The following is a 21557-nucleotide window of genomic DNA, read 5'->3' on the forward strand; positions in this document are numbered from 1 at the left end:
TGACGAAGCGGTGAGGACGCAGCCATGAGGGAGGCCCTGGGCGGGCTGACGGTGCGTGGTCGGGCCTTCCTGGCCGCCGGCGTCACCGCACTGGTCTGCGCCGTGCTGCTGGACCAGACCGCGCTGGCCCGGGTGGGCATCCTCGTCGTCGCCCTGCCCCTGCTGACCGCGTGGGTGGTCAGCCGCAACCGGTACCGCCTGGCGCTGGTCCGCACGGTCACGCCGCAGCTGGTGGCCGCCGGGCAGCCGGCGCGGGTGACCCTGTCCCTCACCAACGACGGCCGGACCCCCAACGGCGTGCTGCTGCTGGAGGACCAGGTCCCCTACGTCCTCGGGACCCGACCGCGCTTCGTCGTGGAGGGCATCGGCACCGGGTGGAAGCAGGTCGTCACCTACCAGGTGCGCTCCGACGTGCGGGGCCGCTTCGAGATCGGACCGATGTCGGTGCGCGTCACCGACCCGTTCGGGCTGGTCGAGCTGGGCCGGGCGTTCCGGACGACCGTGCCGCTGGTCGTCACCCCGCGCACCGTGCCGCTGCCCCAGATCCCGCTCGGCGGCGCCTGGACCGGCTCCGGCGACAACCGACCGCGAGCGTTCGCCACCGGCAGCGCCGAGGACGTGACGGTGCGCGAGTACCGGCGGGGCGACGAGCTGCGCCGGGTCCACTGGCGCAGCTCGGCGAAGGTCGGGGAGCTGATGGTGCGTCGCGAGGAGCAGCCCTGGCAGTCCCGCGCCACGCTCTTCCTGGACAACCGCGCGGGCGCGCACCGCGGGCACGGCATCGCCTCCTCGCTCGAGGCGGCGGTCTCCGCCGCCGCCTCGGTCGCGGTGCACCTCACCCATCGAGGGTTCGCCGTGCGCCTGGTGACGGCCACCGGCGAGGACCCGAGCAGCGCCTGGCACGTCCGCGGTGCCGATCTCAACACCGGCCCGCTCCTCGAGGCGCTCGCCGTCCTGCAGGCGGTCCCCCAGGCCCACCTGGACACCGGCTGGCTCGCCGAGGGCACCCACGGTGGCCTCACCGTCGCGGTGTTCGGGGCCGTCGGCCCGCACGACCTGCCGGTGCTGCGCCGCATGCAGCACCAGGCCGGTTCGGCGCTGGCGCTCGCCGTCGACGCGGCGGCCTGGGCCGGTGCGACGCCGGGCGACGGAGCGGTCCAGGCCCTCGCCCAGCAGGGCTGGCGCGCCGCCGCGCTGGCCCCGCGCGACCGGTTGGACGCGGTGTGGCAGGAGCTCGGCCACACCAGTGCGCACAACGCCCGGTCCGCCGTCCGGACTCCCCCGTCGACGGCGAGCCAGGCACCGACGAGCCGGCCCGCGACGGGGGTGGCCGGATGAGCCGACCGCTGACCCGCAGCCGTGGCACCGTCGCCGCCGCGGTCGGGCTCCCGGCAGCCGCGGCCGCGACGACCTGGATGGCACTCAACGCCTGGCGCGGCTTCACCGAGACGCCCGGCGGCTTCCTCAACCCCCTGCTGCTGCTCGCCGTCGTGGTCGCCGCCACGGGCGCCGCCCTGCGCTGGTGGCGCATCTCGCCTGCGCTCGTGCTGCTCGGGCAGGTCGTCGCCTCCGGCGTCGTGGCGATGCTGCTGCTCACCGGCTCGCCCCTGCCCGTCGGCGGAGCGTGGACCGAGCTGCACCAGGTCGTCGCCGACGCACTGCACACCTCGCGGACGTACGCCGCCCCGGTCCCGGACAGTACCGCCCCGCTGGACCCGCTCCTCGTACTCTGCGGGCTGGCGTGCCTGCTCCTGGTCGACCTCCTCGCCTGCACGCTGCGCCGGGTGCCGGTGGCCGGACTCCCCCTCCTGGCGGTCTACAGCGTCCCGATCGGCCTCCTCGGCGACGCCGTCGGCTGGGGCGTCTTCGCGACGACGGCGGCCGGCTTCTTGACGATGCTCTTCTTGCAGGAGAGCGACCACGTCACCCGGTGGGGTCGTCCCCTCGGTGTCGACCGCGAGACCGGCGACCCGATCTCCTTCGGTGCCGGCGCCCACGTGGTGCGCGGCACGGCGGGCACCGTGGGCGGCGTCGCGACCGCGCTCGCGGTCTTCCTGCCCGTGCTCATCCCGACCGCCGGGGTGCACCTCCTCGACGTCGGCCCCGGCAGCGGAGGCGGCAACGACATCCGGGTCGACAACCCCACCGCCGACCTGGTCCGCGACCTGCAGCGCGGCGCCGACACCCCGCTCGTCCAGGTGACGACGACCGACCCGGACCCGTCGTACCTGCGGATCCTGACCCTCACCCGGTTCAGCGACGTCGAGTGGAGCCCGGGCAACCGCGACGTGCCGTCGGACCAGCGGGCGACCGGTGCGATGCCACCGCTGGTCGGGGTGCCGGCGGCGGTGTCTCGCCACGAGGTGCCTTACGACGTGCAGGTCCTGCCCACCTTCGACTCGTCCTGGTTGCCGACCCAGACGCCGATCAGCCGCATCGACGCCGACGGCGACTGGCGCTACGACAGCAGGACCATGGACTTCCTCGCGGTCCCGGACGACCTCACGACCAGGAACCTGCACTACACGATGACCGCCCTGCGGCTCGATCTCACCGCCGCCCGGTTGGAGAAGGCCGGCAGCTCCGCCGGCGAGGTCAGCGAGGCGTTCACCGACGTCCCGGCCGACGTCCCCGACGTCGTGCGCCAGCTCGCCGACCAGGTCACCCAGGGCGCCGACACAAAGTTCGAGCAGGCGGTCGCGCTGCAGAACTGGTTCCGGCAGGACGGCGGCTTCTCCTACTCGCTCGACACCGCCCCCGGCAGCGGCTACGACGCGCTCGTCCGGTTCCTCACCGCCGGCCCCGGTGGCCGGGTCGGCTACTGCGAGCAGTTCGCCTCCTCGATGGCGGTGATGGCGCGGATCCTCGGCATCCCCGCACGGGTCGCGATCGGCTTCCTGCACCCGCAGCCGGCGGGCCCCGACACCTGGATCTACTCCTCCGACGACCTGCACGCCTGGCCCGAGCTCTACTTCGACGGCGCCGGCTGGGTCCGGTTCGAGCCCACCCCGGCCGGCCGCGCCGGCGACGCGCCCCGCTACACGGTCATCGACCGGCAGCCGGGGGTCGCGCCGTCCGGGCCGAGCGCGCCCACCGGCGCCGCGTCGTCGCTGCGGCCGACCAACCGGCCGAGCGTGGACGCCCCGGCCCAGACCGGCGCCGCTCCTCGGGCGCGGGACGGCGGCGGGTCGTGGTGGCCGTGGGCCGGCGGCGCCGTGGTCGTCGCTCTGGCGGCGCTCGTCCTGCTGCTCCCCGGCGTGATCCGCCGCCGCCGCCGGACGCGCCGGCTCGGGACCGGCGACCCGGAGGCGGCCTGGGCCGAGGTGCACGACACCGCGGTCGACCTCGGCGTGCCGTGGCCCGAGGGCCGCTCGCCCCGGGCCACGCGCGACCGCCTGGTGGACCACCTCGGGTCGCCGCTGGGTCCCGCCACCGGCGACCGGCCTGCGCACGGCCCGCTGGTGGCGCCCGAGTCGGTCGCCGCGCTCGACCGACTGGTCCTCGCGATCGAGCAGCTGCGCTACGCCCGGCCCGGTGCGAGCACCGCCGACCCGGTCGCGGTGCGTGCCGACGCCGGCACCGTCATCGACTCGCTCGCCGGTGGCGCGCTGCGCTCCTCACGCCGGCGGGCCACCTGGTGGCCGCGCTCGGTCCTGCGCACCCGGCCGCGCGCCCGGGTCGCGCGGGGCACCGTCGAGGCGCGGTACGGCGGGGTCGTGGACCACGCGCAGTAGGGGCTGATCGAGAGCGGCCCGCGGTGCCGAGGCATGCCGCTTGGCTCGGGCGACTCGGTCGCGTCACCGACTCGGTTTCGACACGCCGGTCGCGGCTTCGTCCCTCAGCCGCCGCTCTGCGGTTCCTGAGGAGCCGAGGGACGAGGCGTCTCGAAGGGCGCTCAACCACCAACGACGAGTCCGCTGGCGCGTCCTCGTCACCACCCGCCGTCGGAGCGACGACGGCGCCAGCGCTCGTCCATGCGCTCCATGAACGACCGGCCCGAGGGGCGGCGCGACCGGCGCGACCGGCCCGAGCGACCGCCCTCGATGACGGTGAGGCCCTGGCTGGGGTGACCGGAGCGCGGGTCGGGCCCGTGCACCTGGCGGCCGCGGAGAGCGGTCAGGGCGACGGTCGCGGAGACCAGCATGATGACGAAGCCGACGACGCCCACGACGGTGATCTGGGACACGGCACCGGTCATCAGCACCGCGACGCCGAGGGCGAAGCAGACGCCGGCGATGATCGCTCGGCGGCGGGCGGAGCGGCGGAACGCCGTCCCGCGCAGGGTCGAGGCGAGCTTGGGGTCTTCCTCGACGAGGGCGCGCTCCATCTGCTCGAGCAGTCGGAGCTCCTCTTCCGAGAGTGGCACCGCACCTCCCCTGGGCCTCGCCCGGACTGGCTGCCCGGTAGACCCAAGTCTAGGCAGCGGGTGGGCAGTGCGGTAGGCGGGTTGGGGAAATTCGTGCGCCAGGGGGGCTCGTGTGCAGACCGGCGCGCGTCGCCGTCAGCCCGCGAGGACGTGCAGCTGGGTCGCCAGCGGGCGGAACTCCGGTCGCCCGCTGACCGCACGCTCGAGCTCGAGCAGCGCCGCCGTCGCACCGGGCTCGAGGTCGAGCAGCGACCCGGGCACCAGGTCGGCGAACACCCGGATCCCGTGCACGGCGCGGACGTCGAGGCCGGCCGAGACGAGGAGCGAGCGCGCCTCGTCCTCGGTGAAGCGGGTGCCCCGACCACCGGCCGCCGGATCGTCGAGCATGGCCAGCGCCTGGGCGAAGTGACCGGCCATCGCCCGGGCGACCACGGCAGCGTGCCGCTGGGCGACCAGCAGGCTCAGCGTCCCGCCGGGACGCAGGACCTCGCGGATCGACGCGAGGGCCGCCCCGGGGTCGTCCACGACCTCGAGGACCCCGTGGCAGAGCACGAGATCCACCGACGCGGGTGCGGCGACCTCGCGCAGGGACGAGACGTCACCCTGGCGACCGGTCACCTCGACACCCGACTCACGCGCCCGGCGGTCCAGCGCCGCCAGCGCGTCGGGGCTGGGGTCCACCACCGTCACCCGGTGTCCGAGCCCGGCGACCCGGGCCGCGAAGCCACCCGTGCCACCCCCGATGTCCAGTACCTCGAGGGACCCGGTGTCGAGGACGGGTCGGAGGGCGTCCCACACCACGGAGGTGCGTGCCGCACCCCGCCGCTCGGCCGGCCTGGCGGTCTCCGTCATGCCTCCACCCTAGTGGCCGCCCCGCCGCATCCCGGCCGATCACCCGGCCCGCATCGCCACCGCCCGTGCGGCCCCGCCGTGGTGGGGCACCAGGCCCAGCGAGCGCTCGACCACCGCCAGGAAGCGGTCGGCCTCGCGCACCAGGTCGTCGGCCTCACGCTCGGTGACCGCCCGGGTCGAGCCCGCCTCCGCGGCGGCCCGCTTCGCCGCTCCCCCGGCAAACAGCTGCGCCCACTCGGTGAGCTCGGGTGCGACGTCGGCGAGCAGCACCCAGGCGTTCTTCTGACGGCGCCTCCCGGCGGGCTCCGGCCGGGCCCGCGCGGCGAGCAGCGCGGCCGCGGCGCGCAGCGCCGCGACGTGGGCGCACGCGTAGCGGGTCGGCACCTCGGATGCGGCGATCGCCTCGCTGAGCGACTCGGCGGCGCGCGCGAGGTAGGAGTGGGTGGTGGCGGGCAGGGCGTACGGGTTCATCGCTGACCTCTCCTCGACCCCGGACCGACGACCCCACCGGCACCAGGACCCGGCGGGGACGGGGGTCGAGGTCGTCCCCGCCGGGCATCGTTCGAACATCTGTTCGAACGATGCCCCACCGTACACCGCCCGACCGACCGGCCGTCAAGGTCCGCCGGTCGGGTGGTGGAGGTACGCCCTCAGCTCCCGTCCGTGGCCGCGACCGGGCGGTGCCGGCAGTAGGCACGCGTCGCCGGGTGCCACAGCGCGGCGACGGCCGCGGCGTCCACCACGAGCGAGACCACCGCGACCGCCCAGAACAGGGCGGGCGGGTTGCTGCGCAGGATCGCCAGGGTGGCGACCGCGACCAGGGCGGCGACCACGCTCATGACGACGCGAGCCCACTCGTGCCCGCCGCGGAAGAACCACAGCAGCACGACCGTCAGCAGCGCCACCACCACCGACAGCGTCACCGCGACCGGGCCGAACGCCGGGGGCTCCACCGATCCCGAGTTGTGGGCGGCCCAGGCGTCGACCAGCTCGCCTTCGAAGACGAGCGTCATCAGCGCGGTCAGCCCGGTCATCGCCACCACCCCGACCGACAGCCAGGTCGCACCCGTCACCGTCGCCGGTCGTTCCGGGGTCACTCCTCCGGGGGTCATCCGACCGCCGCCTCCTCTCGGGTCCGCTGCACCCGTTGCCGAGGACACTTGGAACCACACACCCTAAGGTCTCGCACCATGACCACCGAGCACCCCTCGATCTCGCGCTTCCGCGCCGACCACGCGGCCCGGGGAGGCACCGGCCGCATCGTGGTCCTCCCCGACAGCGTCCACACCGCGGCGCTCGCCGCGGAGGCTCTCGGCTGCGAGGTGGGCGCGATCGCCAACAGCCTGCTCTTCGACGGCGACGGCTCGCCCGTGCTGGTCCTCACCTCCGGGGCGCACCGCGTCGACACCACCAAGGTGGCCGCCACCGTCGGGGTGGACCGGCTGCGGCGGGCCACGCCCGAGTTCGTGCGCGAGCACACCGGCCAGGTCATCGGCGGCGTGTCCCCCCTCGCGCACCCGCGGCCGGTGCCGACGTACCTCGACTCCTGGCTGCGTCGCTACGACGTGGTGTGGGCGGCGGCCGGCCACCCCTCCGCGGTCTTCTCGACCACCTTCGACGAGCTCGCCCAGATGACCGGAGCGCCCGAGATCGAGGTCGAGTAGCCGTGCGGGTCGTCGTGGTCGGCGGCGGCTTCGGCGGGCTGGCGGTGGCCGTGCGGCTGGCCAAGCTCGGCCACGACGTGACCCTGGTGGAGCGGTCCGCGAGCCTCGGCGGCGCGTTGTCGACGGTCAGCGAGGACGGCTTCAGCTGGGACGCCGGGCCGACGTACACGCTGCTCCCCGCGGTGGTGCGCGACCTGTTCCGCAAGTCCGGGCGGCCGCTCGAGCGTGAGCTGGACCTCGTGCCGCTGGACATCCTGCGCGAGCACCGCTTCGAGGACGGCTCGTCGCTGCGGCTCCCCCACGGACGAGCCGCCCAGCTCGCGGCCTTCGACGACCTCGGCCCCGGCCTGGGCCAGCGGTGGGTCGACCACGTGGCGTCCTACGCGGAGGACTGGGACGTGGTGCGCCGGGGCTACCTCGAGAGCCCCTGGGACCCCACGGACCTGCCGGCGCCACTGGCCGCCCGCCTCGACAGCCGCCGGACCCTCCACCAGCGGCTGCGTCGCGCCTTCAAGGACGAGCGGCTGCGCCTGGTCGCCGGTCACCCACTCGTCGCGGAGGGCCACGACCTGCGCAACGTGCCGGCGTGGCTCGGCGTGACGGCGTACGTCGAGCAGCGGTTCGGTGCATGGACCGTCGAGGGCGGCCTCGCCCGGCTGGGCGAGGCCCTCGCGGCGCGGCTCTCGACCCGCGGGGTCGCGACGATGACCGGCACCGAGGTCAGCGACCTCGTCGTGGAGGCGGGCCGGGTCGTCGCCGTCCGCACGACGGCCGGCGACCTGGCCGCCGACGCCGTGGTCTGTGCGATCGACCCGCGGCGGCTGCCCGCGCTCGCGCCGTACGTCGTGCGGACGATGCCCGCGATGCCACCGGTCGTCGTGCACGTCGGCCTGGCCGAGGAGGTGCCGGCGCTCCCCCACGAGCTGGTGCTGCACGGCGACCCGATGCTGGTCGTGCGCCGCAACGGCCCGCGCACCCTGACCGTGCACGGCCGTGGCCGGCTGTCCGAGGACATCCTGCGCGCGCTCGCGCGGCACCGCATCGACGTGCGTGCCGACGTCGTCGCCCGCGTCGACCGCAGCCCCCGCGATCAGGTGGAGCGCTGGGGCAGCTCGCCGTACGGCGTCGTGTGGCAGGGCCGCGGGACGGTGCGGCGGCGGCTGGGACCGCGCACGCCGGTCGCGGGGGTGTACGCCGCGGGCGCGCACGCCACCCCGGGCGCCGGCCTGCCGTTCGTGGGGCTCTCGGCGGCACTGGTCGCCGCGGCGGTCGGGCCGGCCTGAGCCGCCGCGTCAGACGAGCTCGAAGGTGACCGTCAGCTGCTGCTCGACGGTCGTCTCTCCCGGCTCGAAGGACACCTTCGCGCCGGCCGCCTGCGGGACGGCGAACCGTGGGCTGCCCGCCAGGCCCCCCTCGGAGACGGACTCGACCCGGCCGAGCGCGCCGCCCGCCTGGGCGGCCCAGGTGCTCGGCCTTCTCCCGCGCGTCGGCGAACGCCGCCTCCCGGGCCTCGCGCTCGGCGGCGGTCGGGTCCGTCACCTCGAGCCCGACATGGTCGACCGAGAGCCGGTCGCCGACCTCCTGGGCGAGGGCCGTCACCAGGGCGCCGGCCTCCTCGAGCCCGGAGCACCGGACGAGGAGGGCGTGCCGTGCCTGGTAGCCCGCACTGCTGCGTCCGAGGTCGTCACGGGACACCGACAGGTGCTGGCTGGCGATGCGGTCGGTCCAGCGGCGCGCGACCGCGACCACCTGCTCGCGCGCCGACTCGGCGCCCGCGAGCGCGTCGGGCAGTGACCGGGCGCGGTGGACCGCCGCGACGTGCACGACGGCGGCGTCGGGAGCCACGCGTGTGGCTCCGTGGCCGACCACCGTGACGCTGCGCATCACACGACCACGTTGAGCGCGGCGAAGATCTCGCGGGTCGCCTTCGAGCGGTTGAGCGTGTAGAAGTGCAGGCCCGGCGCGCCGCCCTCGAGCAGTGCGTCGCACAGCTCGGCCGCGAGGTCGATGCCGGCGGCCCGCATCGCCGCCGGGTCGCCGTCGTGGGCGGAGATGCGCTCGATGACCGCGGCCGGGACCTCGGTGCCGATCAGCTCGCCCTGCCGGCGGATGTTGCCCAGGTTCAGGATCGGCATGATGCCCGGCAGGATGGGGATGTCGACGCCGCGAGCCCGCACCCGGTCGACCAGCGCGAAGTAGTCCTCGGCGCGGAAGAACATCTGGGTGACCGCGAACTCGGCGCCGGCCCGGGCCTTGGCGACCAGCACGTCGGCGTCGTGGTCGAGCGAGGCGGACGAGGGATGCTTCTCGGGGAACGCGGCCACCCCGATGCTGAAGCCTCCGCGGTCCCTCACCAGCTCGACCAGCTCGGCCGCGTAGGTCAGCCCGCCCTCGGTCGGCGTCCACGGCGCCCGCGGTCCCTCCTGCGGGTCGCCGCGCAGCGCCATCACGTTGCTGATGCCGGCGTCGGCGTACGAGTCCAGGACCCCCTCGAGCTCCGCGCGCGTGTGGCCCACGCAGGTCAGGTGCGCCATGGCGGTCATCGAGGTCTCGCGCGCGATCCGCCCGGTGACGCGGACGGTGGTGCTCCGGGTCGTCCCTCCGGCGCCGTAGGTCACCGAGACGAAGGTCGGACGGTAGGGCTCGAGGTCCCGGATCGCCTGCCAGAGCTGCTCCTCGCCGGCCTCGTCCTTGGGCGGGAAGAACTCGAACGAGAAGGACCGCTCGCCGTGGCGCACGAGGTCACCGATCCTGCGGCCCGCGCTGGGACTGGTCATGACAGGAGTCTAGGGAGCGGCCGGTCGACGCCCGGGCGGTGTCCAGGAAGACGGGCCCGCTGGCTAGTCTCGACGCCGTGACGGGCGAGACCGGCTGGGACAGCGCCGAGTTCCGGGACCGCGTGCAGGGAGCGCTCGACGCGTTCGTGGACCGGCAGGCCGGCGGACTCGCGACGCTCGGTGACGACGCGGACCGGCTGGTCCGGGAGGCGCACACCTCGGTCTCGGGGGGCAAGCGCTTCCGCGCGGCGTTCTGCTACTGGGGCCACCGGGCGGTCCGGTCCGCCCCGGACGACGACTACGAGGACGCCCTCGTCCGCGCCTGCGCGTCGCTGGAGCTGCTGCACGCCAGCGCGCTGGTCCACGACGACTACATGGACGCCTCCGACACCCGGCGGGGCAGGCCGGCCACCCACCGCAAGCTCGCCGCCGAGCACCGTGCCTCGGGCTGGCGGGGCGACCCGGACCAGTACGGCGCGGCCGCGGCCATCCTGCTCGGCGACCTGCTGCTCAGCTGGTCCGACGAGCTCCTTCGCCGCTGCGGACTGCCCGTCACCCAGGTCGCCCCGGCCCTCGAGGTCTTCGACCGGTGCCGCTCGGAGGTGATCGCCGGGCAGTTCCTCGACGTCTCGGTGCAGGCCCGCGGCCACGCGGACGTGGAGACCGCGATGACGGTGCTGCGCTACAAGTCGGCGCGCTACTCGATCGAGCGTCCCCTCCACATCGGCGCCGCCCTGGCCGGTGCGACCCCGGGGACGATGGCCGAGCTGTCCCGGTTCGGCCTCCCGCTCGGGGAGGCCTTCCAGCTCCGCGACGACCTGCTGGGCGTCTTCGGCGACCCCGCGACGACGGGCAAGCCGGCCGGTGACGACCTGGTCGAGGGCAAGCGGACCGTGCTGGTCGCGCTCGCCCTGGACGCCGCTCCCCCGGCCGACGCCGCCCGGCTCGACGCGGCGCTCGGGACGGCGCTCTCCCGCGACGAGGTCGAGGAGCTGCGCGCGGTGATCGAAGGATCGGGCGCCCACGCCCAGGTGGAGGCCGTGATCGAGGAGCTCGCCGGCCACGCCGTCGACGCGCTCGACCGCGCGGACGTGGACGACCAGGCCCGCGAGGTGCTGCGCGGCCTGGCGCAGGCCGTCACCCAGCGCGCGGTCTGACGTGCGACGCGGGGGTTGCGTCGCTACAGGGCGAGGGCCTGGGCGCGGCGCTTGACCTCGGAGCCGCGGTTCTCCCGCAGCGCGTCGATCGGGCGGCCGGGGTAGTCGTCGTCGGTGAAGATCCAGGCGATGCACTCGCGGTCGTCGAAGCCGGCGTCGTGGAGCAGGGTGAGCAGGCCCGCGAGCCCCTTGACCGGCGCACCGTCGTCCCCGAGGAACGCCTCGGGCACCTGCGGTCCGGCGCCGGAGACCGGTACGGCGGCGGCCAGCTCGTGGTCGCGCACCATCGTGCGCACCTTGGCCGGGGTGACGCCCAGCCGCTCGGCGACGCCCGCCCAGTCCAGCCACGCGGGCACGAGCGCCGCCAGGTCCGCCGCGGCGAGGCCCCCGGGATCAACACGCTGCTCCATGCCGACCAGTGTCCCACCCACCTCCCGCGCCACGCCGGGGGCGTCTGAGCACGCCCCGGGACCGGCCGGTCCGTACCATGAGGACACCGGACCCTTCCCCGTCCGGCCACAGGAGGGTCGCTGTGACGCCTGACCGGCGCTCGGAGCGGCACGCCCCCGCGGGCGTCGCCGCGACCGTCAACGAGCCCACGTCCACGCTCGTCACCGACCAGCTGGCCGGTCGCGTCCTCGACGGCCGCTACCGGGTCGGCGCGCGGATCGCGCGCGGCGGCATGGCCAGCGTCTACGAGGCCACCGACCTGCGGCTGGATCGCACGGTCGCGGTCAAGGTGATGCATCCCGGACTCGGCGACGACGACGAGTTCGCGGCCCGGTTCGTCCGCGAGGCACGCGCCGCGGCGCGGCTCTCCCACCCCAACGTCGTCGCGGTCTACGACCAGGGCGACGACCACGGCACGGTCTTCCTCGCGATGGAGCTCATCGACGGCATCACGCTGCGCGACGTGATCCGCAAGGAGGCGCCGATCGCGCCCGCGCGGGCGCTGGCGCTGATCGAGCCGGTCCTCTCGGCGCTGGCCGCCGCCCACCGGGCCGGGCTGGTCCACCGCGACGTCAAGCCGGAGAACGTCCTCATCGCCGACGACGGCCGGATCAAGGTCGCCGACTTCGGCCTGGCCCGCGCGGTCAGCGCGGACACCCAGCACACCGCCACCGGTGGCGTGCTGATCGGCACCGTCTCCTACCTCGCCCCCGAGCTGGTGGTCGACGGTCGCGCCGACGCCCGGGCCGACGTCTACGCCGCCGGGGTCGTGCTCTTCGAGATGCTGACCGGCACCAAGCCCCACGAGGGCGAGACGCCGATCCAGGTGGCCTACAAGCACGTGCACGAGGACGTGCCGGCCCCGTCGTCGCTGGTGCCGGGCATCCCGGCGTACGTCGACGCGCTCGTCGCCCGCGCCACGGCCCGCGACCGCAGCCACCGGCCGGCGGACGCCGGTGTCCTGCTCCACCAGGTGCACCGGGTCAGCCACGCGCTCGCCGAGGGCGTCGCCGACGACCCCGACCTCACCGCCGACCTCACGCCCCTGCTCTTCTCCTCGCAGCCGCAGCCGCAGCCGCAGGACGCTCCCCGCGACCACGCCGAGCGCACGACGTTCCTGCCCACGCAGTCCCCGCCGCCCCCTGCCGCCGGGCCGCCGGTGCGGACCGGCCGCCGGCCGCGGCGCCGCCGCGGCCTGCTGGCGACCGTGCTGGCGGTGCTCCTGGTGGCCGGGCTCGGCGTCGGCGCGTGGTGGTTCCTCGACGGGCGCTACACCTCGACCCCCGGCGTGCTCGGCCTGACCCGGGCGGCCGCCGCCCAGGAGCTGCAGGACGCCGGCCTGGAGGCGACCTTCGAGGACGAGGCCTACTCCGAGACCGTGCCCGCGGGCCGCGTGGTCGCCACCGATCCGGCGCCGGGAGCGAAGGTCGTCGACGGGGGCAGCGTCGCAGTGACGCTCTCGCTCGGCAAGGAGCGCTACGACGTCCCGAAGCTCGCCGGTCTGACCGAGGACAAGGCCAAGGCGGCCCTGGCGGCCACCCACCTGGTCGTCGGGAGCACCGAGGGTGCCTGGTCCGACACCGTCCCGAAGGGGACGGTGGTGTCGACGAGTCCGAAGGCCGGGGTCACCGTGCGCCCCGACACCGCGGTCAGCCTCGTGGTGAGCAAGGGCCCGCAGCCGGTCACGCTCAAGGACTGGGTCGGCAAGAGCTCCGACGACGCCCTCGCCTGGCTCGACGGCAAGGGGCTGGACGGCAAGGTCACCAGCGAGGAGTACTCCGACACGGTCGACGACGGCGACGTCATCTCCATGGACCCGCCGGGTGGCACCACGCTCCACCGGGGTGACGACGTGAACCTCGTGGTCTCCCAGGGCCCCGAGCTGGTCGAGGTGCCCGGCGTGCGGGCGCAGGGCGTCGAAGCCGCCACCTCCACCCTGGAGGCGCTCGGCTTCAAGGTCGTCACCGAGAAGGCACCCGGCTACCTCGGGCTCGGCTTCGTCTACGCCCAGTCCCCCGGTGGCGGCGACAAGGCCCCGAAGGGCTCGACGATCGTCCTCGAGATCATCTGATCCCGATCCCTTCGGCCGACCCGACGGTCGGTAGGTTGTCGCGGTGCGCAACCCGGTCGGAACCCACGTGCTGGTCGGCAAGGGTCTGGTCGACGGGGCCGCCGCGCAGGCCGACCTGCTGGGCTGCGAGACGTTCCAGGTGTTCACCGGCAACCCGCGCGGGTGGGCACTGTCAGCCGGCCGGCCGGCCGAGGACGCCCGGTTCCGCGACCTGATGGGTGAGCGCGGCATCCGGACGTTCATCCACGCGCCGTACCTGGTCAACCTGGGCAGCCCGACCGCCTCGACCTACGAGCAGTCGGCCGCCACGGTGGCACACAACCTGGCCCGGGCCGCGCAGATCGGTGCGGAGGGGGTCGTCGTGCACACCGGGTCCTACGTCGACCCCGGGGGCGGGGACTCGGCCGCCCGGCACGCCGCCGCCCTCCGGCAGGTGCGCGAGGCGCTGCTGCCGGTGCTGGACGCGATCGCCGGCGACGACGCACCGTGGCTGCTGCTCGAGCCGACCGCCGGGCAGGGCCGGTCGCTGTGTGCCGGCGTCGACGACCTGGAGGCGTACCTGGCCGCCCTGGACTTCCACCCCAAGGCCGGCATCTGCCTCGACACCTGCCACGTCTTCGCCGCCGGTGCGCCCCTGGACGAGGCGGGCGGCACCACGGCGACCGTCGACCGCGTCGTCGAGATCGGCGGACCCGGTCGCCTGCGCCTCATCCACGCCAACGACTCGATGGACGTCCGCGGTGCGGCGAAGGACCGGCACCAGCGCATCGGCGAGGGCCACATCGGCGTCGGCGCGTTCACCGAGCTGTTCGCCCACCCCGCGACCGCGGGCGTCCCGATGATCCTGGAGACACCGGACTCGCGGACCGCCGACAACCGCGACATCCCCCTGCTGAAGGCGCTTCGCGCGGAGGCCGCGGGGCGATGACGCGGTGGGCCACGCTCGTGCTGCTGGGGGTCACCGCCTCCTGGGGCAGCTCGTTCTTCATGATCCACGACCTGGTCGAACGGGTCCCGCCGCTGGACTTCATCGCGGTCCGCTTCGCCATCGCCGGGGTGCTGCTGCTCCTCGTCGCCCCCCGGTCGGTGCTGCGGCTCTCGGCGGCCGCGCGCCGCCAGGCCGCCGTCCTCGGGGTCGTGTACGGCGTCGCGCAGGTCCTCCAGACGACCGGACTCGCGCACACCGCCGCGAGCGTGTCGGGCTTCATCACCGGGATGTACGTCGTCCTCACCCCGCTGCTGGCCGCGGTGCTGCTCCGCAACCGGATCACGCTGATGACGTGGGCGGCCGTCGCGCTGGCCTTCGCCGGCCTGGCCGTCCTCTCGCTGAGCGGCTTCTCGATCGGCTACGGGGAGGCACTGACCTTCGTCTCCGCCGTCCTGTTCGCGCTGCACATCGTCGGGCTGGGCGCCTGGGCCACCGAGGCCGACGCGCTCGGGATGGCGATCCTCCAGGTCGTCGCCGTCGCGGTCATCTGCCTGGTGGCCAGCGCCCCGGGCGGGATCGTGCTGCCGCAGTCGACCGCGGACTGGACGACCGTCGTCTACCTCGCGATCTTCCCCGCGGGCCTCGCGCTGCTCGGCCAGACCTGGGCGCAGGCACACCTGTCGGCCACCCGCACCGCGATCATCATGAGCACCGAGCCCGTCTTCGCGGCGCTCTTCGCGATCGCGCTCGGTGGGGAGTCGGTCACGGTGCGCATGCTCGCCGGCGGCCTCATGGTGCTCGTCGCGATCTGGCTGGTCGAGATCGGTCCGCGGCGCAGGCTCGAGGGCGAGGTCCCGCACATCGCGGTCTGACCGGTTGTCGGCGGGGCGTGTGACAGTGGAGCGGTGCACGAGCTGACCCGCGCCGACGCCCGCCGCGTCGCCGTCCGCGCACAGTTGCTCGACGCCCGGCGTCCCGAGGACCTGATGGCGGTCGTGCGCCACCTCGGCGTGGTCCAGGCCGAGCCGACGAACGCGGTCGCGCCGAGCGCCGACCTGGTGCTGTGGAGCCGGCTCGGGCCGGCCTACGACCCCGCGCAGCTGCGCGACGCGGTCGCCGAGCAGCGACTGGTCGAGCTGTGGGGCTTCTACCGGCCGGTCGAGGACGTCGCGCTCTTCCGGGCCGAGATGGCCGCCTGGCCCGGCAGCGGGACCCTGCGCGACTGGGAGGTCGGCCGCGCCGCCTGGGTCGAGGCCAACGACGCGTGCCGCCGCGACGTGCTCGAGCGGCTGCACGCCGACGGGCCGCTGCCGACCCGGGCGCTCCCCGACACGTGCGAGGTGTCGTGGAGGTCGTCGGGGTGGAACGACGCGCGCAACCTGCGGATGCTGCTCGGCCTGATGGTCTCCCGCGGCGAGGTCGCGCTGGTCGGGCGCGCTGGCCGGGACCTGCTCTGGGACCTCGCCGAGCGCGTCTACCCGGACGAGCCGTGGCCGGACGAGCAGGAGGCGCACCGGCTGCGGCACGAGCGGCGACTGCGCTCGCTCGGCATCGCTCGCCCGAGCCTGCCCGAGCCGCCCGACGAGCCCTACGACGTCGGTGCGGCCGGTGAGCCGGCGGTCGTCGAGGGTGTGCGGGGGCAGTGGCGGGTCGACCCGACACTGCTGGACGGCGCGTTCGCCGGCCGGACCGCCCTGCTCTCACCGCTCGACCGGCTGGTCAAGGACCGCAAGCGGCTCGCCGAGCTGTTCGAGTTCGACTACCAGCTGGAGATGTACAAGCCCGCCGCGAAGCGACGGTGGGGCTACTACGCCCTGCCCGTCCTCCACGACGACCGGCTGGTGGGCAAGCTCGACGCGACGGCCGATCGGGCCGAGGGCGAGCTGCGGGTCGACGCCGTGCACGAGGACGCGCCGTTCGACGACGCTACCCGCGCCGCGGTCCGGACCGAGGTCCTCGACCTGGCCGCCTGGCTCGGCCTCGCGGCAGTGCTGCCGCGCCCCTGGAGGTGAGGCCGTGCTGCCGACCGGACGAGCCGGTCAGTGCCGGCCGCGGTGGCGGCGGGTCCCGGGGGACGACGCCATGAGCACCGTCATCGCCCAGATCACCAGGATCGAGAAGGCGATGACCGCCAGCGCCCAGAACGGGTAGTAGGGCATGAACGCGAAGCTCGAGAGGGCCGCGACGAGCGCCACGCAGATGCCGGCGAGGAACGCCCACCGCTGGCCGAGCAGGATGCAGACGCCGACGACGACGGCCAGCGACCCGACGAGCAGGTGGATCCACCCCCAGGTCGTCAGGTCCACGCCCAGGACGTAGTCGGCGCGGGTCTGGTAGAGGTCGTCCTTCGAGATCGCGCTCAGGCCCTGCAGCGCCTCGAAGATCCCGAGGGAGGCGAGCATCGCGCCCGCGAAGATCCCGATGCCGGACGCCCACGCCCGCTCTCCCGCTGTCGCCCGCTCCGCCACGGCGTCCATCCCTTCGCTCCGTCGGCCGACCTGCCGGTCCACCAGCCCGCAGCCTCGCCGGTCCGACCACCGGTCACCTCCCCCGGTCCGGGCGAACGACCGGGCCGGACCGGAGGAGGCCTCCGGACACCGACTAGCCTGGCACGGCACGGCGCCGGGCAGCGGAGGAGATCGATGGGCTACTGCACGAGCTGCGGCCACCCTCTCGACGTCGGCCGCTACTGCACGAACTGCGGCCACCCGGTCGGTGCGCCCGTGGACGGGACCGGCACGGCCGAGCGCCCCGCAGTGCCGGCTGCCGCCGCGCCCCACGCACCACCGCCGCCGCCCGCCCAGGCCGGCCAGGTGCCGCCACCACCGCCGCGCTACCCGCTCTTCGCCGACGAGGTCGGCCTCCCGCCGGCACCGCCGGGACCACCTCCGAGCGCCCCGCCCGGTGTCACGCAAGCACCGCAGCGCCGTCGGCTCTGGTGGCCGTGGCTGCTGCTCGCGGCCGTGCTGGTGCTCGTGCTGGTGGTCGTCGCCGTGGTCCTCCTCGGCGACGGTGGGGACGACGACCCGGCCGGCACCCCACGGGACGCGAGCCCTGCCACGAGCGGCGCACCGGCGACCGGCGACCTGGCCAGGCGGTCCACTGTCGAGGTGCCGGCGACGGCCCCGCCCAACCAGGACACCAGCGGCCGCCGCACGACGTACGTCGGCGCCAACATGCTCGACGGCGTCCCGGAGACCTGCTGGCGGATGCCGGGCGACGGCACCGGCGACGAGGTCACGGTGACGCTCCCCCGCGCCGCTCACCTGCGCAGCGTGGGCCTGATCAACGGCTACGCGAAGACCGCCACCGAGGGCGGGCGTGAGCTCGACTGGTACCACGGCAACCGGCGCATCCTGGCGGTCGAGTGGGTCTTCGACGACGGGACCACGGTCCCCCAGCAGCTCGACGACACGACCGGCGTGCAGTCGGTCGACGTCGACGTCACCACCCGGACCGTGGTGCTGCGACTGGTGGAGGTCTCACCGCCCGGCAAGGGTCCGGCGTCGCGCGACTACACCGCGATCAGCGACCTCTCGCTGGTCGCCCGCTGACAGCGGACCTCAGGCGACCAGGCGTCCCAGCACCGCTGCGGCCCGCTCGGCGTCCTCGCGGCTGACGTCGAGGTGGGTGACCAGGCGCACGGCCGCGGGACCGACCGCCGACACGAGCACGCCCTCGTCGCGGGCCGCCGCCACGAGGGCGAGCGCGTCGGGCCGCCGCACGACCACGATGTTGGTGTCGACGCCGGCCGGGTCGACCCCGCAGGCCTCGGCCAGCAGCCGGGCGTGGGCGTGGTCGTCGGCGAGCCGCTCCACGTGGTACTCGAGCGCGTGCAGGCCGGCCGCCGCGAGCACGCCGACCTGCCGCATGCCGCCGCCCATCCGCTTGCGCCACACCCGGGCCTCGGTGATCGTGTCGCGGCTGCCCACCACCAGCGAGCCGACCGGAGCTCCGAGGCCCTTGGACAGGCACACGACCATCACGTCGGCGATCGCGCCGTACTCCGCCAGCGGCGTGCCGGTGGCGACGTGGGCGTTCCAGATCCGGGCGCCGTCGAGGTGCACCCCGACGCCCGCCGCGGTCGCGAACTCGCGCAGGTCCCGCAGGTCCGTCAGCGGCAGCACCGTCCCACCGGCGAAGTTGTGGGTGTTCTCGACCGAGATCGCCGCGGTCGGCACGAAGAACGGACCCATGTCCGGGGCGAAGATCTCGCGGATCGTGGGCAGGTCCACCTGGCCGCGCGGGTGGATCCAGGTCCGCATCGTGAGGCCCGTGTAGACCCCGTGCGCGCCGAGCTCGGCCCGGGCGACGTGGGCGCTCGCCTCGCACAGCACCTCCTGCCCGGGACCGACCAGGGAGCGGACGGCGAGGACGTTGGCCATCGACCCGGTCGGGGTGAACAGCGCGGCCTCGTGGCCGAGCAGGTCCGCCACCCGCTCCTCGAGGGCCGCCACCGTGGGGTCCTCGCCGAAGACGTCGTCGCCGACCTCCGCGCGCGCCATCGCGGCGCGCATCGGCTCCGTGGGCCGGGTGACGGTGTCGCTGCGCAGGTCGATCACCGGATCATCCTGCCAGCAGGGCCCTACGCTCCTGCGATGACACCGAGGATCTTCGCGCACTGGTACGCCGCCACTCCCGACCGTCGGTCCCGCCAGGTGCTCACTGACCTCCTGGTGGTCGGCTGGCTGGTGGTCTGCCTGTGGCTCGCCCACGGGGTGCACGGCCGGTTCGTCGACCTCGCCGACCAGGTGCGACGGACCGAGACCGCCACCTCGGGCATCTCCTCCGGCCTGACCCAGGCCGGCGACCTGCTCGGGCAGGTACCGCTGGTCGGCTCCGGGATCGACGACCCGTTCCAGGCCGCGGCCGGCGCGTCCGACCGCCTCGGGAGCGCGTCCCTCGACGCCGCCGACCGCACCGAGCAGATCGGGACGTGGCTGTCGGTGCTCCTCGTGATCGGCTTCTTCGGCCCGGTGGGCGTGCCGTACGGTCGCCGCCGCTACCGGTCCGCCCGCGAGGCCGGCCGCATCGAGCTGCTCGCCCGGGCACCCGGCGGCACCGACCTGCTCGCCCTCCGAGCCCTGACGACGCTGCCCGTGCACGACGTGGCGGCCGCGGTGCCGGGCGCGGCCGACGGCTGGCGCCGCGGGGTGCCGGCCGTGGTACAGGCGCTCGCCGAGCTGCAGCTGCGCGAGGCCGGTCTGGACCCCGTGCGCGTCAGCCGGTCGTGACCGTGGTGGCCGGCGACCAGCCCGACGTCGCGCCGCCGGCGTGGGTGCGGGCCCGCACCGACCAGGTCCCGGGCTTGGCGAAGGCCGCCGAGGTCCTGGTCGTCCCGGTCCGGAACGCCCGCCAGGCGGCGCTGCCACGGCGCACCTGGACGTCGAACGTCGACCCGCCCGCCACGGTCGCCCACTGCAGGGTCCAACCGGCCGACGGCGACCCGATCCGCCGTACCGTGACCCGCACGGACCCGACCATCATCGGGTGGAAGGTGCAGACGTAGGGATACGTCCCGGCCGAGGTGAAGGTGTGCGTGTAGACGTCGCCGTCCGACCGGGACCCGCTGTCCCAGAAGCCCTGGGTGGAGGTGGTCGTGTGGGCGACCTCGTCGGGGAACCTCCACGTCACCGTGAGACCGACACCGATCGCCATGGTCGAGGGGGTGAAGGCCATGTGGGCCGCGGTGACCGTCGGACCCGTCGAGGTCGCCGGTCCGTCGCCGACGGCGACCAGGCCGGCGGCCACCAGCAACCCGGCCAGGAGACGAGTGATCATGGCCGGCAACCTAGACCCATTTCATGAGAGCGCGCCCCGCCACGACCCGGACCGGACGGGGACTTGTCGGCTTGTCCCATCGCTTGTCGGGTGTAACTTCGGCCGACAAGCGATGGTTTACCCGGTCGACCGGGTAAACCAGCAGCCGCCGCCGCCTCACGCCTGCCGCAGCATCTCCGCGACGAGGAACGCCAGCTCGAGGGACTGCACGCGGTTCAGCCGCGGGTCGCAGACCGACTCGTAGCGGTGCGCGAGGTCGAGGTCGGTGAGGTCCTCGCCGCCGCCGACGCACTCGGTGACGTCGTCACCGGTGAGCTCGACATGGAGGCCGCCCGGCCAGGTGCCCAGCGAGCGGTGCACGTCGAAGAAGCCCTGCACCTCCTCGATCACGTCGTCGAAGCGGCGGGTCTTGTAGCCAGACGACGCCTCGAACGTGTTGCCGTGCATCGGGTCGCACACCCACGCCACCTCGAGCCCGGCGGCGGTGACCTTCTCGACCAGGTGCGGGAGGCCGTCGCGGATCCTGCCCGCGCCGAAGCGGGTGATGAAGGTCAGGCGCCCCGGCTCGTTGTCGGGGTTGAGCCGTGCGGCGAGCGCGAGCGCGTCGTCCGGCGTCGTCGACGGGCCGAGCTTGACGCCGATCGGGTTGCAGATCCGGCTGAGCAGCTCGACATGGGCGCCGTCGAGCTGCCGGGTGCGCTCGCCGATCCACACGAAGTGGCCGGACACGTCGTACGGCAGGTCGGTGCGCGAGTCGATGCGGGTCATCGCGTGCTCGTACTCCAGCACGAGCGCCTCGTGGCTGGAGTGCACGTCGACCCGGTGGAACTCGTCGGGGTCGGCGCCGATCGCCTGCATGAAGGTCAGCGCGCGCTCGATCTCGTTGGCCATCGCCTCGTACTTCTGGCCGACCGAGGACTCCTTGACGAAGTCGGTGTTCCAGGTGTGCACCTGGCGCAGGTCCGCGTAGCCGCCGGTCACGAACGCGCGCACCAGGTTCAGCGTGGACGCGCTGGCGTTGTAGACGTCGACCAGGCGCTGCGGGTCGGGCACCCGGGAGGCCTCGGTGAACTCGTAGCCGTTGACCGCGTCGCCGCGGTAGGCCGGCAGCGTCTTGGTCGACCCGTCGGGCAGCTCGCGGGTCTCGGTGTCCGAGGAGCGCGGCTTGGCGTACTGCCCGGCGATCCGGCCCACCTTCACCACCGGCACCGAGGCCGCGTAGGTCAGGACGACCGCCATCTGCAGCAGCACCCGCAGCTTGTTGCGCACGTTGTCCGCGGTCACGCCGGCGAACGTCTCCGCGCAGTCGCCGCCCTGGAGCAGGAACGCCTCGCCGCGGGCGACCGCGGCGATCTTGTCCTTGAGCTCGTCGCACTCGCCGGCGAACACCAGCGGCGGCGCCGTGCGCAGCCGCGCGACCGCGGCGTCGACCGCGGCCGGGTCGGGGTAGGTCGGCTGCTGGGCAGCACCCAGCGCGTGCAGCTCGGACAGGGACGGGACGACACTCACCC

At 74.7% G+C, this 21557-nt stretch carries 21 protein-coding genes and 1 pseudogene; 11 read left to right on the plus strand and 11 right to left on the minus strand.

The annotated features are described in order from the left end of the window. The first annotated feature begins 24 nt into the window (after positions 1-24). Positions 25-1338 carry a DUF58 domain-containing protein gene (locus ACILRH_RS15405; RefSeq protein WP_395694708.1) on the plus strand — a complete coding sequence of 438 codons (1314 nt, stop codon included), beginning with the start codon at positions 25-27 and terminating at the stop codon, positions 1336-1338. Beyond that, positions 1335-3734 (plus strand): transglutaminaseTgpA domain-containing protein, encoded by a 2400-nt coding sequence (locus ACILRH_RS15410; RefSeq protein WP_395694709.1) that lies wholly within the window; start codon positions 1335-1337, stop codon positions 3732-3734. The genes ACILRH_RS15405 and ACILRH_RS15410 overlap by 4 nt, the downstream gene beginning before the upstream one ends. 197 nt (positions 3735-3931) lie before the next feature. On the opposite strand, the gene ACILRH_RS15415 is transcribed toward ACILRH_RS15410, so the two are convergent. The 4 genes from ACILRH_RS15415 to ACILRH_RS15430 all read right to left on the minus strand — a co-directional run bounded on the left by ACILRH_RS15415 (position 3932) and on the right by ACILRH_RS15430 (position 6330). After that, entirely contained in the window at positions 3932-4366 is a 435-nt protein-coding gene (locus tag ACILRH_RS15415; protein WP_395694711.1) for a DUF3040 domain-containing protein, read from the minus strand. A gap of 135 nt (positions 4367-4501) precedes the next feature. Next, positions 4502-5218, minus strand: coding sequence for a methyltransferase domain-containing protein (locus ACILRH_RS15420; RefSeq protein ID WP_395694713.1), 717 nt, complete (start codon positions 5216-5218; stop codon positions 4502-4504). 39 nt (positions 5219-5257) lie between these two features. After that, positions 5258-5689 carry an SAV_6107 family HEPN domain-containing protein gene (locus ACILRH_RS15425; RefSeq protein ID WP_395694714.1) on the minus strand — a complete coding sequence of 144 codons (432 nt, stop codon included), beginning with the start codon at positions 5687-5689 and terminating at the stop codon, positions 5258-5260. 179 nt (positions 5690-5868) lie between these two features. After that, positions 5869-6330, minus strand: coding sequence for a hypothetical protein (locus tag ACILRH_RS15430; RefSeq protein ID WP_395694716.1), 462 nt, complete (start codon positions 6328-6330; stop codon positions 5869-5871). 78 nt (positions 6331-6408) lie between these two features. Here ACILRH_RS15430 and ACILRH_RS15435 point away from each other — a divergent pair, with 78 nt between their 5' ends. Next, complete coding sequence (locus tag ACILRH_RS15435; RefSeq protein WP_395694718.1) at positions 6409-6882, plus strand: YbaK/EbsC family protein; 474 nt, start codon at positions 6409-6411, stop codon at positions 6880-6882. A gap of 2 nt (positions 6883-6884) precedes the next feature. After that, the gene (locus ACILRH_RS15440) at positions 6885-8165 is read left to right on the plus strand and encodes a phytoene desaturase family protein (protein ID WP_395694720.1); all 1281 of its coding nucleotides are present in this window, start codon (positions 6885-6887) and stop codon (positions 8163-8165) included. Between the two features lie 151 nt (positions 8166-8316). On the opposite strand, the pseudogene ACILRH_RS15445 reads toward ACILRH_RS15440, so the two are convergent. Both ACILRH_RS15445 and metF read right to left on the minus strand, forming a co-directional pair. Next, positions 8317-8766 (minus strand): annotated as a pseudogene (locus ACILRH_RS15445) (SIMPL domain-containing protein); the annotation flags it as partial. After that, positions 8766-9659 carry a methylenetetrahydrofolate reductase [NAD(P)H] gene (metF, locus tag ACILRH_RS15450; protein ID WP_395694721.1) on the minus strand — a complete coding sequence of 298 codons (894 nt, stop codon included), beginning with the start codon at positions 9657-9659 and terminating at the stop codon, positions 8766-8768. The gene metF and the pseudogene ACILRH_RS15445, both read right to left, overlap by 1 nt. Before the next feature lie 77 nt (positions 9660-9736). Here metF and ACILRH_RS15455 point away from each other — a divergent pair, with 77 nt between their 5' ends. After that, a complete protein-coding gene (locus tag ACILRH_RS15455; RefSeq protein WP_395694723.1) occupies positions 9737-10816 on the plus strand; it encodes a polyprenyl synthetase family protein in 1080 nt (359 codons plus the stop codon). A 23-nt stretch (positions 10817-10839) separates the two neighbouring features. Here ACILRH_RS15455 and ACILRH_RS15460 read toward each other — a convergent pair whose 3' ends face one another. After that, positions 10840-11226, minus strand: coding sequence for an Rv2175c family DNA-binding protein (locus ACILRH_RS15460; RefSeq protein ID WP_395694725.1), 387 nt, complete (start codon positions 11224-11226; stop codon positions 10840-10842). 122 nt (positions 11227-11348) lie between these two features. On the opposite strand from ACILRH_RS15460, the gene pknB reads away from it, so the two are divergent. The 4 genes from pknB to ACILRH_RS15480 are packed head-to-tail and all read left to right on the plus strand — an operon-like array spanning position 11349 to position 16277. Further along, positions 11349-13337 (plus strand): Stk1 family PASTA domain-containing Ser/Thr kinase, encoded by a 1989-nt coding sequence (gene pknB / locus ACILRH_RS15465; protein ID WP_395694726.1) that lies wholly within the window; start codon positions 11349-11351, stop codon positions 13335-13337. Between the two features lie 43 nt (positions 13338-13380). Next, a complete protein-coding gene (locus tag ACILRH_RS15470) occupies positions 13381-14265 on the plus strand; it encodes a deoxyribonuclease IV (protein WP_395694728.1) in 885 nt (294 codons plus the stop codon). Further along, the gene (locus tag ACILRH_RS15475) at positions 14262-15137 is read left to right on the plus strand and encodes a DMT family transporter (protein WP_395694729.1); all 876 of its coding nucleotides are present in this window, start codon (positions 14262-14264) and stop codon (positions 15135-15137) included. Before ACILRH_RS15470 ends, ACILRH_RS15475 begins: the two co-directional genes overlap by 4 nt. Before the next feature lie 33 nt (positions 15138-15170). Continuing rightward, positions 15171-16277 (plus strand): DNA glycosylase AlkZ-like family protein, encoded by a 1107-nt coding sequence (locus ACILRH_RS15480; RefSeq protein WP_395694731.1) that lies wholly within the window; start codon positions 15171-15173, stop codon positions 16275-16277. A gap of 27 nt (positions 16278-16304) precedes the next feature. Here ACILRH_RS15480 and ACILRH_RS15485 read toward each other — a convergent pair whose 3' ends face one another. After that, positions 16305-16742 carry a hypothetical protein gene (locus ACILRH_RS15485; RefSeq protein WP_395694733.1) on the minus strand — a complete coding sequence of 146 codons (438 nt, stop codon included), beginning with the start codon at positions 16740-16742 and terminating at the stop codon, positions 16305-16307. Positions 16743-16907: 165 nt separating this feature from the next. Between ACILRH_RS15485 and ACILRH_RS15490 the strand changes: the two genes are divergently transcribed. After that, entirely contained in the window at positions 16908-17819 is a 912-nt protein-coding gene (locus ACILRH_RS15490) for an NADase-type glycan-binding domain-containing protein (protein ID WP_395694734.1), read from the plus strand. Positions 17820-17828: 9 nt separating this feature from the next. Here ACILRH_RS15490 and ACILRH_RS15495 read toward each other — a convergent pair whose 3' ends face one another. Further along, positions 17829-18827, minus strand: coding sequence for a threonine aldolase family protein (locus ACILRH_RS15495; protein WP_395694736.1), 999 nt, complete (start codon positions 18825-18827; stop codon positions 17829-17831). Positions 18828-18863: 36 nt separating this feature from the next. Here ACILRH_RS15495 and ACILRH_RS15500 point away from each other — a divergent pair, with 36 nt between their 5' ends. Beyond that, positions 18864-19499, plus strand: a complete 636-nt coding sequence (locus tag ACILRH_RS15500; protein ID WP_395694737.1) for a hypothetical protein — start codon at positions 18864-18866, stop codon at positions 19497-19499. Here ACILRH_RS15500 and ACILRH_RS15505 read toward each other — a convergent pair. Further along, positions 19486-20046, minus strand: a complete 561-nt coding sequence (locus ACILRH_RS15505) for a plastocyanin/azurin family copper-binding protein (protein ID WP_395694739.1) — start codon at positions 20044-20046, stop codon at positions 19486-19488. The genes ACILRH_RS15500 and ACILRH_RS15505 overlap by 14 nt on opposite strands. A 156-nt stretch (positions 20047-20202) precedes the next feature. Beyond that, on the minus strand, positions 20203-21555 hold the full coding sequence (locus ACILRH_RS15510) for a class II 3-deoxy-7-phosphoheptulonate synthase (protein WP_395694741.1): 1353 nt from the start codon (positions 21553-21555) through the stop codon (positions 20203-20205). Between the last annotated feature and the right edge of the window lie 2 nt (positions 21556-21557).

The organism is Nocardioides sp. (assembly GCF_044226765.1).
GTDB lineage: Bacteria > Actinomycetota > Actinomycetes > Propionibacteriales > Nocardioidaceae > Nocardioides.

Excerpts from the sequence above, each read along its gene's own strand:
- ACILRH_RS15490 (WP_395694734.1), top strand. The coding sequence starts at position 16,908 with ATGGGCTACTGCACGAGCTGCGGCCACCCTCTCGACGTCGGCCGCTAC.
- ACILRH_RS15435 (WP_395694718.1), top strand. The coding sequence starts at position 6,409 with ATGACCACCGAGCACCCCTCGATCTCGCGCTTCCGCGCCGACCACGCG.
- ACILRH_RS15425 (WP_395694714.1), bottom strand. The coding sequence starts at position 5,689 with ATGAACCCGTACGCCCTGCCCGCCACCACCCACTCCTACCTCGCGCGC.
- ACILRH_RS15430 (WP_395694716.1), bottom strand. The coding sequence starts at position 6,330 with ATGACCCCCGGAGGAGTGACCCCGGAACGACCGGCGACGGTGACGGGT.
- ACILRH_RS15505 (WP_395694739.1), bottom strand. The coding sequence starts at position 20,046 with ATGATCACTCGTCTCCTGGCCGGGTTGCTGGTGGCCGCCGGCCTGGTC.
- ACILRH_RS15475 (WP_395694729.1), top strand. The coding sequence starts at position 14,262 with ATGACGCGGTGGGCCACGCTCGTGCTGCTGGGGGTCACCGCCTCCTGG.
- ACILRH_RS15485 (WP_395694733.1), bottom strand. The coding sequence starts at position 16,742 with ATGGACGCCGTGGCGGAGCGGGCGACAGCGGGAGAGCGGGCGTGGGCG.
- ACILRH_RS15460 (WP_395694725.1), bottom strand. The coding sequence starts at position 11,226 with ATGGAGCAGCGTGTTGATCCCGGGGGCCTCGCCGCGGCGGACCTGGCG.
- ACILRH_RS15405 (WP_395694708.1), top strand. The coding sequence starts at position 25 with ATGAGGGAGGCCCTGGGCGGGCTGACGGTGCGTGGTCGGGCCTTCCTG.
- metF (WP_395694721.1), bottom strand. The coding sequence starts at position 9,659 with ATGACCAGTCCCAGCGCGGGCCGCAGGATCGGTGACCTCGTGCGCCAC.
- ACILRH_RS15410 (WP_395694709.1), top strand. The coding sequence starts at position 1,335 with ATGAGCCGACCGCTGACCCGCAGCCGTGGCACCGTCGCCGCCGCGGTC.
- ACILRH_RS15420 (WP_395694713.1), bottom strand. The coding sequence starts at position 5,218 with ATGACGGAGACCGCCAGGCCGGCCGAGCGGCGGGGTGCGGCACGCACC.
- ACILRH_RS15500 (WP_395694737.1), top strand. The coding sequence starts at position 18,864 with ATGACACCGAGGATCTTCGCGCACTGGTACGCCGCCACTCCCGACCGT.